17 protein-coding genes are annotated in these 17,907 nt (G+C 61.7%); 8 read left to right on the forward strand and 9 right to left on the reverse strand.

Annotated elements, in window-relative coordinates; translation table 11 throughout:
* Nucleotides 1–68: 68 nt before the first annotated feature.
* The 5 genes from crr to cysZ form a co-directional block, all read right to left on the reverse strand.
* A complete protein-coding gene (crr, locus tag ACJ8HB_RS05065) occupies nucleotides 69–578 on the reverse strand; it encodes a PTS glucose transporter subunit IIA (RefSeq protein WP_004936467.1) in 510 nt (169 codons plus the stop codon).
* Nucleotides 579–627: 49 nt separating this feature from the next.
* Nucleotides 628–2,355, reverse strand: a complete 1,728-nt coding sequence (gene ptsI / locus ACJ8HB_RS05070; protein WP_004936461.1) for a phosphoenolpyruvate-protein phosphotransferase PtsI — start codon at nucleotides 2,353–2,355, stop codon at nucleotides 628–630.
* A 46-nt stretch (nucleotides 2,356–2,401) separates the two neighbouring features.
* Entirely contained in the window at nucleotides 2,402–2,659 is a 258-nt protein-coding gene (ptsH, locus tag ACJ8HB_RS05075; RefSeq protein WP_033635455.1) for a phosphocarrier protein Hpr, read from the reverse strand.
* Nucleotides 2,660–3,057: 398 nt separating this feature from the next.
* Nucleotides 3,058–4,026 (reverse strand): cysteine synthase A, encoded by a 969-nt coding sequence (gene cysK / locus ACJ8HB_RS05080; RefSeq protein WP_033635454.1) that lies wholly within the window; start codon nucleotides 4,024–4,026, stop codon nucleotides 3,058–3,060.
* A 185-nt stretch (nucleotides 4,027–4,211) separates the two neighbouring features.
* The gene (gene cysZ / locus ACJ8HB_RS05085) at nucleotides 4,212–4,970 is read right to left on the reverse strand and encodes a sulfate transporter CysZ (RefSeq protein WP_033635453.1); all 759 of its coding nucleotides are present in this window, start codon (nucleotides 4,968–4,970) and stop codon (nucleotides 4,212–4,214) included.
* A gap of 221 nt (nucleotides 4,971–5,191) precedes the next feature.
* Between cysZ and zipA the strand changes: the two genes are divergently transcribed.
* The 3 genes from zipA to ACJ8HB_RS05100 all read left to right on the forward strand — a co-directional run bounded on the left by zipA (nucleotide 5,192) and on the right by ACJ8HB_RS05100 (nucleotide 8,524).
* Nucleotides 5,192–6,208: a cell division protein ZipA gene (zipA, locus tag ACJ8HB_RS05090; RefSeq protein WP_047571070.1), complete on the forward strand. Its 1,017-nt coding sequence runs from the start codon at nucleotides 5,192–5,194 to the stop codon at nucleotides 6,206–6,208.
* A 79-nt stretch (nucleotides 6,209–6,287) separates the two neighbouring features.
* Nucleotides 6,288–8,309, forward strand: a complete 2,022-nt coding sequence (gene ligA / locus ACJ8HB_RS05095; RefSeq protein ID WP_047571072.1) for an NAD-dependent DNA ligase LigA — start codon at nucleotides 6,288–6,290, stop codon at nucleotides 8,307–8,309.
* A complete protein-coding gene (locus ACJ8HB_RS05100) occupies nucleotides 8,309–8,524 on the forward strand; it encodes a DUF3820 family protein (RefSeq protein WP_004936441.1) in 216 nt (71 codons plus the stop codon). Before ligA ends, ACJ8HB_RS05100 begins: the two co-directional genes overlap by 1 nt.
* Nucleotides 8,525–8,550: 26 nt before the next feature.
* Here ACJ8HB_RS05100 and ACJ8HB_RS05105 read toward each other — a convergent pair whose 3' ends face one another.
* The gene (locus ACJ8HB_RS05105; RefSeq protein WP_047571074.1) at nucleotides 8,551–9,549 is read right to left on the reverse strand and encodes a bile acid:sodium symporter family protein; all 999 of its coding nucleotides are present in this window, start codon (nucleotides 9,547–9,549) and stop codon (nucleotides 8,551–8,553) included.
* A 96-nt stretch (nucleotides 9,550–9,645) separates the two neighbouring features.
* Here ACJ8HB_RS05105 and ACJ8HB_RS05110 point away from each other — a divergent pair, with 96 nt between their 5' ends.
* Nucleotides 9,646–10,566 (forward strand): LysR family transcriptional regulator, encoded by a 921-nt coding sequence (locus ACJ8HB_RS05110; RefSeq protein WP_442520175.1) that lies wholly within the window; start codon nucleotides 9,646–9,648, stop codon nucleotides 10,564–10,566.
* A 1-nt stretch (nucleotide 10,567) separates the two neighbouring features.
* Here ACJ8HB_RS05110 and ACJ8HB_RS05115 read toward each other — a convergent pair whose 3' ends face one another.
* Together ACJ8HB_RS05115 and ACJ8HB_RS05120 are read right to left on the reverse strand one after the other, a co-directional pair.
* Nucleotides 10,568–11,035, reverse strand: coding sequence for a FlxA-like family protein (locus ACJ8HB_RS05115; protein ID WP_033649835.1), 468 nt, complete (start codon nucleotides 11,033–11,035; stop codon nucleotides 10,568–10,570).
* Between the two features lie 52 nt (nucleotides 11,036–11,087).
* Nucleotides 11,088–11,636, reverse strand: coding sequence for a nucleotidyltransferase family protein (locus ACJ8HB_RS05120; protein WP_033654985.1), 549 nt, complete (start codon nucleotides 11,634–11,636; stop codon nucleotides 11,088–11,090).
* A gap of 159 nt (nucleotides 11,637–11,795) precedes the next feature.
* Here ACJ8HB_RS05120 and ACJ8HB_RS05125 point away from each other — a divergent pair, with 159 nt between their 5' ends.
* Together ACJ8HB_RS05125 and eutC are read left to right on the forward strand one after the other, a co-directional pair.
* The gene (locus tag ACJ8HB_RS05125; RefSeq protein ID WP_094859994.1) at nucleotides 11,796–13,181 is read left to right on the forward strand and encodes an ethanolamine ammonia-lyase subunit EutB; all 1,386 of its coding nucleotides are present in this window, start codon (nucleotides 11,796–11,798) and stop codon (nucleotides 13,179–13,181) included.
* Nucleotides 13,178–13,969 (forward strand): ethanolamine ammonia-lyase subunit EutC, encoded by a 792-nt coding sequence (eutC, locus tag ACJ8HB_RS05130; RefSeq protein WP_047571076.1) that lies wholly within the window; start codon nucleotides 13,178–13,180, stop codon nucleotides 13,967–13,969. The genes ACJ8HB_RS05125 and eutC overlap by 4 nt, the downstream gene beginning before the upstream one ends.
* On the opposite strand, the gene ACJ8HB_RS05135 is transcribed toward eutC, so the two are convergent.
* Nucleotides 13,948–14,850, reverse strand: a complete 903-nt coding sequence (locus ACJ8HB_RS05135; protein ID WP_047571078.1) for a LysR family transcriptional regulator — start codon at nucleotides 14,848–14,850, stop codon at nucleotides 13,948–13,950. The genes eutC and ACJ8HB_RS05135 overlap by 22 nt on opposite strands.
* Nucleotides 14,851–15,301: 451 nt before the next feature.
* Here ACJ8HB_RS05135 and budA point away from each other — a divergent pair, with 451 nt between their 5' ends.
* On the forward strand, nucleotides 15,302–16,081 hold the full coding sequence (budA, locus tag ACJ8HB_RS05140; RefSeq protein ID WP_047571080.1) for an acetolactate decarboxylase: 780 nt from the start codon (nucleotides 15,302–15,304) through the stop codon (nucleotides 16,079–16,081).
* Between the two features lie 32 nt (nucleotides 16,082–16,113).
* Nucleotides 16,114–17,799: an acetolactate synthase AlsS gene (alsS, locus tag ACJ8HB_RS05145; RefSeq protein WP_033635442.1), complete on the forward strand. Its 1,686-nt coding sequence runs from the start codon at nucleotides 16,114–16,116 to the stop codon at nucleotides 17,797–17,799.
* The last annotated feature ends 108 nt before the right edge of the window (nucleotides 17,800–17,907 follow it).

Here is a 17,907-nt window from a genome sequence, read left to right on the forward strand (position 1 = left end):
GAAATCGGGATACGACGAAGGGGATAAAAAAACGGCGCCGAGGGCGCCGTTTTTCTTGCTCATCCGCGCTACTTCTTGATGCGGATGATCGGGGTTTCGCCAACGGTCACGCTGCCGGACAGTTTGATCAGCTCTTTGATCTCGTCCATGTTGGAGATAACGACCGGCGTCAGGGTAGACTTGGCTTTCTCTTCCAGCAGTGGCAGGTTGAACTCGATAACCACGTCACCTTTCTTGACGCGCTGGCCTTCTTCGGCGATGCGTTTGAAGCCTTCGCCTTTCAGTTCTACGGTATCGATGCCGAAGTGGACGAACAGCTCAATGCCGCTGTCGGATTCGATAGAGAATGCATGGTTGGTTTCGAAAATCTTGCCGATGGTGCCGTCAACCGGAGCAACCATTTTGTTGCCGGCCGGTTTGATGGCGATACCGTCGCCAACGATTTTTTCAGCGAACACTACGTCCGGCACATCTTCGATATTGACGATTTCGCCAGAAAGGGGAGCGACGATCTCGATAGTGCCCGTGTCTTTCTTGTCATCAGAAACCAGAGATTTCAGTTTATCGAACAAACCCATGATCTTCTCCTAAGCATTAAATTGGGCGGCGTTCCAGTGTCGTGGAAGTTTAGCAGAGCGTTTTTTCTTCGATGAATTTATTGACGCAATTCATCAGGTCTTGTGCCGTTGGCTGTGCCAAGGCCTGCGCTGCCAACGCCTTCACATCTTCGAAATTCGTGTTACGAATAATTTTCTTGATGCGCGGGATTGAAATCGCACTCATGCTGAACTCATCCAGCCCCATGCCCAATAACAACAGTGTAGCACGCTCATCGCCAGCCAGTTCGCCGCACATGCCGGTCCACTTGCCTTCCGCGTGAGATGCATCAATAACCTGTTTGATCAGGCCTAGCACTGATGGGGACATCGGGTTATAGAGATGAGAAATCAGCTCGTTGCCGCGATCTACCGCCAGAGTATACTGGGTTAGATCGTTTGTCCCAATACTAAAGAAGTCGACTTCTTTCGCCAGGTGGTGAGCGATGACCGCCGCAGCCGGTGTTTCCACCATCACGCCCACTTCGATGCTCTCGTCAAACGCCTTGCCTTCTTCGCGCAGCTGCGCCTTCAGCGTCTCGATTTCGCCTTTCAGATCGCGCACTTCTTCCACGGAGATGATCATCGGGAACATGATGCGCAGTTTGCCGAACGCCGAGGCGCGCAAGATGGCGCGCAGCTGGGCGTGCAGGATTTCACGGCGGTCCATCGCGATGCGGATGGCGCGCCAGCCGAGGAACGGGTTCTCTTCCTTCGGCAGGTTCATGTACGGCAGGTCTTTGTCGCCGCCGATGTCCATGGTGCGGACGATCACGGCCTGCGAGCCCATGGCTTCCGCCACGGCTTTATAAGCCTGGAACTGCTCGTCTTCGGTCGGCAGCGAGTCGCGGTCCATGAACAGGAATTCGGTACGATACAGGCCGACGCCTTCCGCGCCGTTGCGCTCTGCACCCGCGACGTCGCGCACGGTGCCGATGTTGGCGCAGACTTCAACCTGATGGCCGTCCAGCGTAATCGCCGGCAGGTCCTTCAGCTTGGCCAGATCGTTTTTCTCGGTGATGTATTGGTTCTGGGCGGCTTTCAGCTGATCGATAACGTCAGCGGTCGGGTTAACGTAAATCTGGTTGTTAACCGCATCCAGAATCAGGTAGTCGTCGTTCTTCACCTGCTTGGTCACGTCGCTGGTGCCGACGATCGCCGGCAGCTCCAGGGAGCGCGCCATGATAGAGGTGTGGGAAGTCCGGCCGCCGAGATCGGTAATGAAGCCCAGCACTTTGTCCAGGTTCAGCTGCGCGGTCTCGGACGGGGTCAGATCGGTGGCCACCAGGATCACTTCGTCCTGAATGGAGCCCAGATCGACGATCGGCATGCCCAGAATGTTCTGCAGCAGGCGCTTGCCGATGTCGCGCACGTCGGCGGCGCGTTCTTTCAGGTACTCGTCGTCCAGCTCTTCCAGCGCTTTCGCCTGACCTTCGATCACGGTGTAGGCGGCGGCGTCTGCGGAGGCCAGATCGTCTTTGATTAGGGCTATGATTTCCTGCTCAAGCTCTTCGTCTTCCAGCAACATGATGTGGCCTTCGAAGATAGCTTCCTTCTCTTCGCCGAAGGTTTCGCCAGCTTTGGTCTTGATCGCTTCCAGCTGTTCGGACGCTTTCGCGCGGCCGGCCAGAAAACGCGAGACTTCCTGCTCTACTTGATCAGCAGAGATTTTCTTCCGGTTGATGACGATGTCGTCTTCTTTCAGCAAGAGAGCCTTACCAAAAGCGATGCCCGGTGATACTAAAATGCCTGAAATCATAACCCTACCTTACTCTTGACTGGTGTTAACTAAAAAGACGGGCCGATTACTCAAGCTCTGCCATCAGTTTTACCAAGTGCTCAACGGCTTTCTGCTCGTCTTCACCTTCAGCGGAGATTGTCACTACGGTCCCTTGAGTCAGCCCCAGAGTTTGCAGTTTGAACAGGCTTTTAGCGCTGGCGCTTTTGCCGTTGGAGGTCACGGTGATGTCAGACGCGAAGCCTTTGGCTTCTTTAACGAACTGAGCGGCAGGGCGAGTATGCAGACCATTCGGAGCGGTAATAGTAACTTCTTGCTGGAACATTGATGTTTCCCCAACTTATTGGATTAATGTTGTGGAGCTAAAGTTTAGCCCAGGGGCCTGACTTTAGCTTGTCTGGTTATAGCGCCTGACTATGGACAGGGGCGAACGTTGATGCAACAGAAAACGACGCGTTAGGCACTTCAGATCAAAAAACTCGGCTTTAGACGTCGTTCCAATCCGCTCCCCATTATGCCCGATTCGCCGCGTCGGCGACAGATGAGTAAATCGATTCAGCCTTGACCGGGCTCAGGGGGGATTAATTTTGCGCATCGAAATAATGCACCGTTAAATACTAAAGCCGGCGGGCAAAAGCAATCTTGGACTGCTATAAAGTTTGATCCAGTCCACAAAAAAGCACCCCGCAGGGTGCTTTTTTAGCGATTTGTGCAGTGGCGGAATTACTGCTGCAATTCCTGCTCGGTGAACAGATCGGCGAACAGCGCGGTGCTCAGGTAACGTTCGCCGGAAGAGGGCAGGATCACCACGATGGTCTTGTCGGCGAACGCCGGTTCTTCGGCCAGTTTCACCGCCGCCGCGACCGCTGCGCCTGAGGAAATGCCCGCCAGGATGCCTTCTTCGTCCATCAGGCGGCGCGCCATGCTGATGGCCTCGTCGTTGGAGACTTTCTCGACGCGATCCACCAGATCCAGATCGAGGTTGCCCGGAATGAAGCCGGCGCCGATGCCCTGGATCTTGTGCGGGCCCGGCTTCAGCTCTTCACCGGCCAGCGCCTGGCTGATGACCGGCGAGTCGGTTGGCTCGACCGCCACGGTGGTGATGGCCTTGCCTTTGGTGTTCTTGATGTAGCGGCTGACGCCGGTCAGCGTGCCGCCGGTGCCGACGCCGGAGATGAATACGTCGACGTCGCCGTCGGTATCTTCCCAGATTTCCGGGCCGGTGGTTTTTTCATGGATCGCCGGGTTGGCCGGGTTGCTGAACTGTTGCAGGATCAGGTAACGGTTCGGGTCGGTGGCGACGATCTCTTCCGCTTTGGCGATGGCGCCTTTCATGCCTTTCGCCCCTTCGGTCAGCACCAGATTGGCGCCCAGCGCCTTGAGCAGCTTGCGGCGCTCGATGCTCATGGTTTCCGGCATGGTCAGCGTCAGCTTGTAACCGCGCGCGGCGGCCACGAAGGCCAGCGCGATGCCGGTGTTGCCGCTGGTCGGCTCCACCAGCTCTTTGCCGGCGGTCAGCACGCCGCGTTGTTCCGCATCCCAAATCATATTGGCACCGATGCGGCATTTGACGCTGAAGCTCGGGTTGCGTGATTCAACCTTGGCCAGAATGCGTCCGTTGCCGATACGGTTCAGACGAACCAGCGGCGTATGGCCGATTGTTAATGAGTTGTCTTCATATATCTTGCTCATAGCCCGTCCTTTAACTCTATGAAAATGTGGGGAACATCGAAAGCATACGCTAACAGTACCGGCAGGGAAGTAAAGAATTGGTATATCTATATGTTATTAGGAAATAAGTTTTAAGCACAATGATAAGGGCGCGAAATGCGCGCCCTGTCGAAAATTCCCGCGCTATCGGCGGTAAAAAGCGGCGGTTATCGGACGAACTGTGAGCGGTAGCGATCGACCCACATGGCGGTGGCGCCGCAGACGGCGACCGGCAGGATCACCAGGTTGAGGATCGGGATCATGGTGAACAGGCTGACCAGCGCGCCGAACTGCAGGTTAGCGGGTTTGTGCTGGCGCAAGGCGCGGCGCATGTCGGCAAAGCTCACCTTGTGGTTGTCGAACGGATAGTCACAATACTGGATCGCCAGCATCCAGGCGCTGAACAGGAACCACAGCACCGGCGCCACCGTCTGGCCGATGCCGGGCACGAAGTACAGCGCCAGCAGCAGCAGCGCGCGCGGCAGGTAATACATCAACTTGCGCCATTCGCGCGCCATGATGCGCGGCAAATCTTTGGCGATGCCGAGCAGGCCGGTGTCCGGCAGCGGTTTGCCGGTCAGGCTGCCTTCGAGCTGCTCGGCCAGCAGGCCGCAGAACGGCGCGGCGATCAGGTTGGTGATGGTGCTGAACAGATAGCTGAACACCAACAGCACCGAAATGACCGCCAGCGGCCACAGCAGGTAGCTCAACCATTGCAGCCAGTCGGGAACGTGGCTCATCATCGCCGGGATCCAGTCGCCGAGTTGGCTGAACAGCCACCAGAAAGCGGAACCCATCAGCAGCACGTTGACCAGCAACGGCAGGACCACATAGCGTTTAATCCCCGGGCGCGAAATCAGGCGCCAACCCTCGGCGAAATAGTGAATGCCGCTGGTCGAACGGGAAGGGGGCTGCGTATAGGACATATCTTAAGTTATCTCGTTGTCTGAACAGGCATCATTATCATATAGGGATGATTTTCCACTGGCTAGGGTAGGGTTGGCTGAAAAACCAGCAGAAAAAGGCAGTATAATCATCTTTATTGGCATAAAGTTCAGCACGGACTTGCACTTGTGTGCGCGGGCAAATAGAGTTAAAGAGTGAATGTTTGCCGCGGTGGCAATGTATTGGAACAACAGAGATAGCAATGATGCAGGATTTGCGTCTGATATTAATCGTTGTTGGCGCGATCGCCATAATAGCGCTGTTATTGCACGGTCTGTGGACCAGTCGCAAAGAACGGTCAGCGCTCTTCCGCGATCGCCCAGCCAAACGTTCCCAAAAGGAACGTGAACAAACTCCGATCGACGATCTCGAAGAAGGCGTCGGTGAGGTGCGCGTACGCGCCGCTCACCCGCAAGACGAGCCGTCATTCGGCCATTTCGATGCCGCACGCGAAGACCCCGTGGCCGCGCCGAAGCCCGCTCCGGCGGCTGCGCCAGCGCCCCGCGCCGTTCAGCCGGCTGCCCATCAGACGCCGCCTCCGCTGTCTCAGCGGCCGGAGTATGATGATATCCTGCTGAACAACTACGCGCCGGACGAAGAACCGGCCGAACCGCAGCAACCGCAACCGGCCGCGCGCCGTGAGCCGCGCGTCGACGATCTGCCGCATGAACATGAGGCGCCGCAGGTGGCGGAACCGGCATTCCACGCCGAGCCGGCCCCTGTGCAGCCAGCGCCGGAAGTGAAGCCTGCGCCGGAACCTGCACCGCAGCCGGCGGCTGCGCCAATTCAGGCTAAACTGAAAGAGACCGTGCTGGTGCTGCACGTCGCGGCCCACCAGGGCGGCGTGATCGGCGGCGAAGTGCTGCTGCAGAGCGTGTTGCAGGCCGGCTTCCAGTTTGGCGAGATGGGCATCTTCCACCGCCATATCAGCCCGGCCGGCAGCGGCCCGGTGCTGTTCAGCCTGGCGAACATGGTCAAGCCGGGGTCGTTCGATCCTGACATGATGTCCGATTTCTCCACGCCGGGCGTGTCGATGTTCATGATGGTGCCGTCTTACGGCGACGCCAATCAGAACTTCAAGCTGATGCTGCAGTCGGCACAGCGCATCGCCGACGACGTGGGCGGCGTGGTGCTGGACGACGAGCGCCGCATGATGACGCCGCAGAAGCTGGAAACCTACAAAGCGCGCATCCGTGAAGTGTTGGAAAACAACGCCTGACCCGGTTGCCGCGCGCACTGAACATCCGTAACAACAAAGCCCCCGCTAGCCGGGGGTTTTTTATCTTTGATGGTGAGCCATGGAATCGATAATCCAACAAATCAATCAACTACGAGCCACACTGCGCCATCATGAATACCAGTATCATGTGCTGGATGCGCCGGAAGTGCCGGATGCGGAATATGACCGCCTGATGCGCGAACTGCGGGAACTGGAGAGCGCGCATCCTGAGTTGGTCACCGCCGATTCACCGACCCAGCGCGTGGGCGCTGCACCGCTGGCGGCGTTTGACCAGGTGCGCCACGAAGTGCCGATGCTGTCGCTGGACAACGTGTTCGACGAAGAAAGCTTCCTGGCGTTTTACAAGCGCGTGCAGGACAGGCTCAAAAGCAGCGATCCGCTGACCTTCTGCTGCGAGCTGAAGCTGGACGGCCTGGCGGTCAGCCTGCTGTACGAAGATGGTGAGCTGGTGCGCGCGGCGACGCGCGGCGACGGCACCACCGGCGAAAACATCACCTCCAACGTGCGCACCATCCGCGCCATTCCGCTGCGCCTGACCGGCGACAACATCCCGCGCCGGCTGGAAGTGCGCGGGGAAGTGTTCATGCCGCAGGCCGGTTTTGAACAGATGAACGAAGAGGCGAGGCGCAAAGACGGCAAGGTGTTCGCCAACCCGCGCAACGCCGCCGCCGGCTCGCTGCGCCAGCTCGATCCGCGCATTACCGCCAAACGCCCGCTGACCTTCTTCTGCTACGGCGTCGGCCTGCTGGAAGGCGGCGAGCTGCCGCGCAGCCACTTTGAGCGCCTGATGCAGTTCAAGGCCTGGGGCCTGCCGGTCAGCGATCGCGCCCAGCGCCGCACCGGCAGCGAGGAAGTGCTGGCGTTTTATCGCCAGGTCGAGCAGGACCGAGCGCAGCTCGGTTTCGACATCGACGGCGTGGTGATCAAGATTGACGACATCGATCTGCAGGAAACGCTGGGCTTTGTGGCGCGTGCGCCGCGCTGGGCGACGGCGTTCAAATTCCCGGCGCAGGAGCAGATCACCGTGGTGCGCGAAGTGGAGTTTCAGGTTGGCCGCACCGGCGCGATTACGCCGGTGGCGCGCCTTGAGCCGGTGCTGGTGGCCGGGGTGACCGTCAGCAACGCCACCTTGCACAACGCCGATGAAATTGAGCGTCTGGGGCTGCGCATCGGCGATACGGTGATCGTGCGCCGCGCCGGTGACGTCATCCCGCAGGTGGTGGGGGTGCTGGAAGATCGTCGGCCACAGGATGCGCGTGAAGTGGTGTTCCCGCTGCACTGCCCGGTGTGCGGCTCCGACGTTGAGCGCGTGGAAGGCGAGGCGGTAGCGCGCTGCACCGGCGGTCTTATCTGCGGCGCGCAGCGCAAAGAGGCGTTGAAGCACTTCGTTTCCCGCCGCGCGCTGGACGTTGAAGGCATGGGCGACAAGATCATTGAGCAACTGGTGGACAAAGAGTACGTGAAGAACCCGGCCGATCTGTTCCGCCTGTCCGCCGGCATTCTGACCGGCCTGGATCGCATGGGGCCAAAATCGGCGCAGAATCTGGTCAATGCGCTGGAGAAATCCAAACAGACCACCTTCGCTCGCTTCCTGTATGCGCTGGGCATTCGCGAGGTCGGCGAGGCGACCGCCGCCAACCTGGCTGCGCATTTCGGTTCGCTCGAGAAGCTGTTCGCCGCCGATATCGAGGCGCTGAAAGAGGTGCCGGACGTCGGCGAAGTGGTGGCCAAACACACCCGCAATTTCCTTGATGAAGCGCTCAATCAGCAGGTGATCAACGAGCTGGTGGGCGCCGAGATCGGCATTCACTGGCCGGCACCGGTGGTGGTGGTCGCCGAAGAGATAGACAGCCCGTTCGCCGGCAAAACCGTGGTGCTGACCGGCTCGCTGAGCCAGCTGTCGCGCGACGAGGCCAAAGATCGCCTGACGGCGCTGGGCGCCAAGGTCAGCGGCAGCGTGTCGAAGAAAACCGATTTGGTGATCGCCGGCGAAGCGGCCGGCTCCAAGCTGGCGAAGGCGCAGGAGCTGGGTATCGCCGTGATCGACGAAGCGGAGATGATCCGCCTGCTGGGTGACTGATGGAAAAGGAAAACCTGCTGGAGATCGCCAATACTGTGATGCCGTTCGGCAAGTACCAGGGGCGGGTGCTGATCGATCTGCCCGAAGAGTACCTACTGTGGTTCGCCCGCAAGGGCGAATTCCCCAAAGGCAAGCTCGGCATGCTGATGGAGATGACGCTGGCGATTAAAATCGAAGGGCTTGACCACCTGGTCAAGCCGCTGAAGAAAAGTTGAACTGACGGGCCCCGGCCCGTCTTTTTTTACCCGCGCGACGCCTGCGCGTTGGCGTTGGGTACCGCCTGTTGCGCCCGCTGCTTGCGCTGATACCTTTTCGCCAGCACCGCACAGGTCATCAGCTGCACCTGATGGAACACCATCAGCGGCAGCACCATGATCCCCACCGTCGCCGGCGGGAACAGGATATTGGCCATCGGAATGCCGTTCGCCAGGCTCTTCTTCGAGCCGCAGAACACGATGGTGATCTCGTCCGCCTTGCTGAATCCCAGCCAGCGCGCCATATAGGTGTTCACCACCAGCACGATCGTCAGCAGCACGATGCTGCCGCCGACGATAAACGCCAGCGAACCGATCCCCACCTGATGCCAGATGCCGTGTGTGACCGCCTCGCTGAAGGCGGCGTACACCACCAGCAGAATCGAGGTCTGGTCGGTTTTGCCGATCAGCGGGCGATGGCGCTCGATCCAGCCGCCGATCAGCGGCCGCAGCAGGTGGCCGGCGACGAACGGCACCAGCAGTTGCAGCACGATCGAGCCCACCTGCCGCAGGCTGCCGGTATCGCCGTGCACGTTCATCAGCAGGCCAACCAACAGCGGCGACACGAAGATCCCCAGCAGGCTGGAGGCGGAGGCGCTGCACACCGCCGCCGCCACGTTGCCGCCCGCCAGCGAGGTGAAGGCGATGGCCGATTGCACGGTGGCGGGCAGGATGCACAGGTAGATGAAACCGGCGTACAGCTCGGGGCTGACGTCGATCGGCGCCCACCAGGCGAACAGCATCCCCAGCGCCGGAAAAATGATGAAGGTGCTGAACATCACCCACAGATGCAGCCGCCAGTTATTGCTGCCGGCCAGGATGGCCTCGCGCGACAGCTTGGCGCCGTGCATGAAGAACAGCAGGGCGATGGCGGCGATGGTCAGGACGTTGAGCCAGCCGACGAACTCGCCGCGCGCCGGCAGGAAAGAAGCCAGCAGCACGGTGGCGATCAGCGTCAGGGTAAAACGATCGGGCAGGAATCTCATGGCGATGCGCTCGGGTAGAAAATCGATGGGGCTATTCTCCCGCGTGGGCATATAATAATTAAATTGATTTATTTAATTTATATATGAATAAAACACATGAATTACTCACTTAAACAGCTGCGGGTGTTCGTCGCTGTCGCCCGCCACGGCAGCTTCAGCCGCGCCGGCGAGGCGATCGGCCTGACGCAATCGGCGGTCAGCCACAGCGTGAAAGAGCTGGAGGCGGAGGTCGGCGTGCGCCTGCTGGATCGCACCACGCGTGAAGTGGTGTTGACCGACGCCGGCCTGCGGCTGGCCAACCGGGTCGAACGGCTCCTGGACGAACTGCAGGCCGCGTTGCTGGATGCGCGCAGCTTTGGCGTACAGCGCAGCGGCACGGTGTGGGTGGCGACCAGCCAGACCATTTCCGCCCACCTGATGCCGCAGTGCATCGCCGCCGGCGAGCGTGAATACCCGGAGATCCGCATCATGCTGCGCGATCAGGCGCAGCAGCAGGTGCTGCACAGCGTGCGCAACGCCGAGGTGGATTTCGGCATCGTGGTCGATCCGGTGCAGGCGGTGGATCTGGAGTGCGAAGCGGTGCTGCATGAACCGTTCCTGCTGCTGTGCCGCGACGACCACCCGTTTGCTGCGCAGCAAGAGGTGCGTTGGTCGGCGTTAAACGGCTGCCGCCTGGTGTTGCAGGATTACGCGTCGGGTAGCCGGCCGTTGATCGACAGCGCGCTGAGGCAGCAGGGCGTCGAGGCGCAGGTGGTGCAGGAAATCGGCCATCCGGCCACGCTGTTCCCGATGGTGGCGGAAGGGATTGGCATCAGCATTTTCCCGGCGTTGGCGCTGCCGCTGCCGGAAGGGGGGCGTCTCCGGGTGCGGCGGCTGGTGCCGGAGATCAATCGCGCGCTGATGCTGGTGCGGCGCAAGAACCGCTCGCTGACGCCGGCGGCGGAGGCCATCTGGCAGGTCGCGCGTCAGCAGGCGGCGCTGCTGCACCAGCGCCGGCAGGAAAACGCGGAATATTGACTCAGATATAGACGTCCACCGCGTTGAGCGGCGTCGGGCGGTTTACGCCGTCGCCGGCTTGCGCCGCGGCTTTTTCCATTTGCTCCTGCTGCTGCTTTTCCATTTCTTCTTTCTGGATGCGCGCGATCTCGGCCTGCAGCATCTTGATCTGCGCTTCGATCAGCTGTTTCTGCTTCTCGATCTCTTTGGGATCGGCGCTGGAGTCCTTCAGCTCCACCAGCTTTTGCTGCAGAGCCTGAATCTGCCGGTTCAGCGCCTTGATGCGCGCCGAGGCGCGGCTTTCGTTGAGATTTGCCGGTTCGTCATTGCCGTTGGCACCTTCGCTTTTCTTCGCCTTGCCGCCTTCCGGCTGGTTGTTGACCGGTTTGGCCATCAGCAATTCGCCCTGATGGCCCGGCGCGCTGAAGACGTTGCTGACGCCGGGAACGGTATTTTTGATCGGTACGATCATGGTGATGCTGGTCGACATGGATGCTCTCCCTGAGTCGGTATATCGCTGTTCAGGGTATCGGCAGCGGCGGCTAAATCTTTACCTGCCGCAGGCGCGGCCAATGCTGCAGCCAGCCTTTGTCGAGCACCCGCTGGGCATAGGCAGCGCGATCGCCGTTTTTCACGTTGAAGGTGATGGTGTCGCCGAACAGCGCCGCGAGCCCGAAGGGAGCCACCAGCGTGAGGCTGTCGTCGGCGTTCAGGCGCGCGCCGATCGCCGTTTCCACTTCGGTCCAGAAGCTGATGGCCTCTTCGCTGTTGCGGTAAGGCGCCCGGCCGCCGCGCAGATGCATGCGCGCCTGATTCTTGACCGACCACGGCTGCGGCAGCCATTGCTGCAGCCGCGCCTCCAGCATGCGATCGCGCTCGGCGTCCGCACGCTCTGCATCGAAGTGGATCACGTCGATATCGTTGAGCGGCGTGGGCTCCACATAGCCGTGGCGCCGATCCCACACCAGATTGCGTACGAAGCCGGCGCCGAGGCACCAGTCATTCAGGCCGAGCCGGCGCACGGTGCGTAGGGCGGCCATGCGCGCGTCATCTTGTTGCAGCCAGTCGATAATTTGCCGTTGCGGATCCATCACCCCTCCTGTTTTCGCGGCTACTGTAACCCGAAGCGGCGGCGGGTGAAATGGCGGGAGGCGTGATGACGGCGATCGCAGGCAAATTAATTTTCTTCTCTCACTGACTACACTTGGTGCAGGGTTTTTATCTCGTCACTCGGGGCAAGGGAGGGGGCTATGTATCAGGCAACGGTGGGCCAACGCGGCTATCGCTTCGGCGATCTGCGTCAGCTGATGGCGAAGGCTTCGCCGGCGCGTTCCGGCGATTATCTGGCGGAGGTGGCGGCGCACAGCGCCGAAGAGCGCATGGCGGCGCGCATCGCGCTGGCGGACTTGCCGCTCAAGGCATTCCTGCAGCAGGCGCTGGTGCCGTACGAACAGGACGAGGTGACACGCCTGATTATCGACGGCCACGATGCCGCCGCCTTCGAGCCCATCTCGCACCTCACGGTCGGCGATTTTCGCGACTGGCTGTTGAGCGAGCAGGCGGACAGCGCCATGCTGGCGCAGGTGGCGGCCGGCATCACGCCGGAGATGGCGGCGGCGGTGAGCAAGATCATGCGCAATCAGGATCTGATTTTGGTGGCCAAGAAGTGCCGGGTGGTGACGCGCTTTCGCAATACGATTGGCTTGCCGGGCCACCTCAGCGTGCGGCTGCAGCCCAATCACCCGACCGACAGCCTGCAGGGCATCGCCGCCAGCATGCTGGACGGCCTGTTGTACGGCAGCGGCGACGCGGTGGTCGGCATCAATCCGGCCAGCGACAGCCTGCCGCTGCTGGAAAAGCTCAACTACATGCTGGACGACGTGATCCAGCGCTTCGCCATTCCCACCCAATCCTGCGTGCTGACCCACGTGACCAACACGCTGCGGCTGATAGAGCGCGGCGCGCCGGTGGATCTGGTGTTTCAGTCGATCGCCGGTACCGAAGCGGCCAATCGCGGCTTCGGCATTAATCTGGCGCTGCTGGCGGAAGCGCAGCAGGCGGCGCTGAGCCTCAGGCGCGGCACGCTGGGCGACAACGTGATGTATTTCGAAACCGGGCAGGGCAGCTGCCTGTCGGCCAACGCCCATCACGGCGTCGATCAGCAAACCTGCGAGGCGCGCGCCTATGCGGTGGCGCGCCATTTCTCGCCGCTGCTGATCAACACCGTGGTAGGGTTTATCGGCCCCGAATACCTGTATGACGGCAAGCAAATTATCCGCGCCGGGCTGGAGGATCACTTCTGCGGCAAGCTGCTCGGCCTGCCGCTGGGCTGCGACGTCTGCTACACCAACCATGCCGAAGCCGATCAGGACGACATGGACACGCTGCTGACGCTGTTGGCCGCCGCCGGGTTGACGTTCCTGATCGGCGTGCCGGGCGCGGACGACATCATGCTCAACTACCAAAGCACGTCGTTCCATGACGCGCTCTATATCCGCGAGCTGCTGGGGCTGAAGCACGCGCCAGAGTTCGCCGCCTGGCTGGCGGCGATGAACATTACCGACGAACGCGGGCGGCTGCGCGATGCCGCCGCCAATCATCCGCTGTTGCTGGCGCTGCAGGGAGAACGCACATGAGCAAACCGGTTCACGTCAACAGCTGGGACGCGCTGCGCGCCTTTACCGATGCGCGCATCGCGCTGGGGCGCACCGGCGCCAGCCTGCCGACCGACGAACTGCTGCGCTTCGGCCTCGCTCATGCCCAGGCGCGCGACGCGGTGCATCAGCCTTTCGACAGCGAGCGGCTGGCGGCGGATTTGCACGATGCCGGTTGGCCCACGCTGGCGGTGCACAGCCAGGCCGCCGACCGCGCCGCCTATCTGCGCCGGCCGGATCTGGGGCGGCGATTAGCGTCGGATAGCCGCAGCCTGCTGCTCGGTTCGCCATCGCGCCGCGTCGATCTGCTGCTGGTGGTGGCGGACGGTCTCTCCTCCAAGGCGGTGCACCGCCAGGCGCTGCCGCTGCTGCAGGCGCTGCGGCCCTATCTCGATACGCTGGGGCTGACCGTTGCGCCGGTGGTGCTGGCGCATCAGGCGCGGGTGGCGCTGGGGGATGAGATCGGCGAATGCCTGCAGGCCCGGGCGGTGGCGGTGCTGATCGGCGAACGGCCGGGGCTGTCGTCGCCGGACAGCCTGGGTGTCTATTTGACCTGGGGGCCGAACGCGCGCAGAACGGACGCCGAGCGCAATTGCATCTCCAACGTGCGCCCCGAGGGGCTGGATTACCCGCAGGCGGCGTTCAAATTGGCCTGGCTGCTGGAGCAGGCGTTCCAGCGCCGGCTGACCGGCGTCGAACTGAAAGACGAGAGTGACAACCCGGCGCTGCGCGGCCGGGTAACGCCGCTTTACCCCCAGTTGGGCGGCTGACCGAGGGTTTGCTGCAGCAGGGCGGTGAAGGCCGCCAGCCGGGCGGACACCTTCGCCATCGGGCGCAGCAGATAGATGCCTTGCTGCTCATGGCGCGGATCTTCGAGCATCTGCACCAGTTGCCCGTGCTGCACGTCCGGCCCCACCACCCAGTTGGGCAGAAAGGCGATGCCGAGCCCGAGCAGCACCGCCTGACGCTGCGCGGTGAAGTCGTCGCAGCGCAGCGCCATGGTGCAGCGGCTCATCAGCGCCGCGTCGAGGATCTGCGCCCAGCAGGCCGGCTGCTGCTTGTGGTAGCGGGCGATCAGCCGATGCTGCGGCAGCGCTTCCAGATCGGCCGGCAGGCCATAGCGGGCGACATAGGCGGGGCTGGCGCACATCACCCAGCGTTGGGTGGCGATGCGGTTGGCATATAGCGCGCTGTCCTTCTGCTCGCCGATGCGGAGGGCGGCGTCGAGCCGCTCCTGCGTCGGATCGGTCTGGCGTTCGGTCAGATCGAGGTCGACCGACAGCTGCGGGTAGCGTTCCGCCAGCGTCGGCAGCAGCGGCAGCACATAGGTTTTGCCGAAGGTTGGCAGGCAGCTGATGCGCAGCGTGCCCTGCGGCGTTTCGTTCAGCGCGCTCAGCTCGGCGCGAAGGCCGGTGATGTCCGTCATCAGCGCGGCGGCGCGCGTCAGCAGCAGCTCGCCGGCGTCGGTCAGCAGCAGGCCACGGGTGGAGCGCACGAACAGCGCGGCGCCGAGCGCGCTTTCCAGAGCGTCGATGTGGCGCACCAGCGAGGAGGGCACCATGCCCAGCCGGCGCGCAGCGGCGGAAAAGCTGCCCAGGCGGGCGACGTCGAGAAAAATTGGCAGATGTTCTACATAGCGGGCGTCATTCATTTTTGCATTATATGCAAAAGCGTTTCTTATGAATACCCGCTTCTCTGCCGACGGCGCGGCGGCTACTCTGGCTGCGGGTTGATGACGGGCTTCGGCGCCGTCCCATCCCGGCCGCATAGAGAGAAAACGCATAAAACTCGCGGCGCTTAGCACCAAATAGCAGATGTTTTTCCCAGGCCGCGTGAGCCGCCTGCGGAGTTGATTGCCGCTCCAACACCAGATTAACCGTTCAATTTGATAACCGGTTCAGTCTTAATGATTAGTAAGCCTTTACTTTATCTCATTCTGATCTGATGCCTGGTTATCGGCCGGCCAGCCGTGCCGGTTTTTTTGTCGCCTCAGGCTGAATCGTTCCAACTGATGAACGCGCCTTGGGGGGCATCTTGGCTCACCGTCGGTGGGTCTTTTGAACGCGCGGAACCGCGGTTTCGCGCTGGTGGAGGAGTCAGTCATGAACGAAAAACACGGGTGTGCCTGTGCGCGCCATTTGGCGCAGGGTTTTGCCAGGCAGTCGATCAACGCCGGGGAGGGCGAAATCTATCAAATCTCGCTGATGAGCGCGCTCATCGACGGGGTCTACGAGGGTGAAACAACTATTGCCGAGCTGCTCAAGCACGGCGATTTCGGCCTCGGCACCTTCAATCACCTGGATGGCGAACTGATCGCTTTCGACCAGGAAATACACCAGCTGCGCGCCGACGGCAGCGCCCGGCCGGCCGGCCTGCAACAGCAAACCCCCTTCGCCGTCGTCACCTTTTTCCAGCCCAGCGTCAGCCAGCAATTCGACCGGCCGATCACCAAGGCGCAGCTGCACCAGTGCATCGACGAGCAGGTCGCTTCGCCGAACCTGTTTTGCGCGGTGCGGGTCGACGGCGAGTTCAGCCACGTGGAAACCCGCACCGTGCCGCGCCAGGAGCGGCCCTACCGCCCGATGCTGGAGGCGATAGAAGAGCAGCCGACCTTCTCGTTCCATCAGCGGCGCGGCACGCTGGTCGGCTTCCGCTCGCCGGATTACATGCAGGGCATCGGCGTGGCCGGCTATCACGAACACTTCGTTACCGACGACCGCAGCGGCGGCGGCCACGTGCTGGACTACCAGCTCGATCATGGCCGTCTGCAGTTCGGCGTCATCACGCGTCTCAATCTTCAGTTACCGTATGATGCGGATTTCTTGCGCGCCAATCTCTGTCCAGAGGATTTGGATCGCGCGATTCGTTCCGCCGAGGGCTAACCCCGGCGATCGTTTTCTTAGGAGGTGGAACCATGGCACAGGAAAAAACAGGCAATGACTGGCAATGCGGCGCCGATTTGGTGGTGAAAAACCTGGAAGCGCAGGGCGTCAAACACGTTTTCGGCATTCCGGGCGCCAAGATCGACCGGGTGTTCGACTCGCTGGAGGACGCGCCATCGATTGAAACGGTGGTGGTGCGGCATGAGGCCAACGCGGCCTTTATGGCGGCGGCGGTCGGCCGCTTGACCGGTAAGGCCGGGGTGGCGCTGGTCACCTCCGGGCCGGGCAGCTCCAACCTGATCACCGGGCTGGCCACCGCCACTTCGGAAGGGGACGCGGTGGTGGCCTTCGGCGGGGCGGTGAAGCGCGCCGACAGCCTGAAACAGACGCACCAGAGCATGGATACCGTCAGCATGTTCCGGCCGGTGACCAAGTATTGCGCCGAAGTGCATGCCGGTTCGGCAATTTCCGAGGTGATCGCCAACGCCTTTCGCCGCGCCGAGTTCGGCCGGCCGGGGGCGTCGTTCGTCAGCCTGCCGATGGATATCGTCAATGAACCGGTGAGCGCGCCGGTGCTGGCCGGCTGCCGCTTGCCGCGCATGGGGGCCGCCGCGGCAGACGACATTCAGGCGGCGGTGAAACTGATCCGGCAGGCCAAATGCCCGGTATTGCTGCTCGGCCTGCAGGCCAGCCGGCCGGAGAACAGCGAGGCGGTGCGCCATCTGCTGTACCGCACCCATATGCCGGTGGTCGGCACCTATCAGGCGGCGGGGGTGATCGACGTCAACCACTTCGCACGTTTCGCCGGCCGCGTCGGCCTGTTCAACAACCAGCCGGCCGATCAGCTGTTGCAGAAGGCCGATCTGGTGGTCAGCGTCGGCTATGATCCGATCGAATACGATCCCTGCATGTGGAACAGCCACGGGCGGCTGAAACTGGTACACATCGACGTGCTGCCGGCGGATATTGACACCTGCTATCGGCCGGACGTCGAGCTGGTGGGCAACATCAGCGCCACGCTGAACATGATGACCGAAACGTTCACTGAGGCGGTCTGCGTGCCGCCGGAGGTGGAGCTGATCCTCACCGATCTTGGCCGCCAGCGCACTGAACTGGCGGAGCGCGCCGCGCGCCGCGGCGGCATGCCGATCCACCCGCTGCGCATCGTCAAGGAGCTGCAGGACATCGTCAGCGACGACGTAACCCTGTGCGTGGACATGGGCAGCTTCCATATCTGGATCGCCCGTTACCTGTACAGTTTCCGCGCCCGTCAGCTGTTGATCTCCAATGGCCAGCAAACCATGGGGGTGGCGTTGCCGTGGGCCATCGGCGCGGCGCTGGTGCGCCCTGGCGATAAAGTGGTGTCGATCTCCGGCGACGGCGGGTTCATGCAGTCGAGCATGGAACTGGAGACCGCGGTGCGGCTGAAAAACAACATCGTGCACGTCATCTGGGTCGATAACGCCTACAACATGGTGGAGATGCAGGAAGTGAACAAATACCAGCGCAAATCCGGCGTGGAGTTTGGGCCGATCGACTTCAAAGCCTACGCGGAATCCTGCGGCGCGGTCGGTTTCGCCGTGCAGTCGGTGGACGATCTGCGGCCGATGCTGCGCAAGGCGATGGCGATCCAGGGGCCGGTGGTGGTGGCCATTCCGGTCGACTACGCTGACAACTATAAGCTGATGGCGCAGATGAACTTCAGCCAGATGATTTAATTTCATCATCCTCGCGCCGTTTCACCGGGCAGGCCGCATGCGCGCCTGCCCGTTTTTATGCGCGGAATTTGTCCTTTACATCGCTAACCGCATGATTTATTGCTAACC

It is taken from the genome of Serratia sp. CY27727 (assembly GCF_052169275.1).
Lineage (GTDB): Bacteria > Pseudomonadota > Gammaproteobacteria > Enterobacterales > Enterobacteriaceae > Serratia > Serratia sarumanii.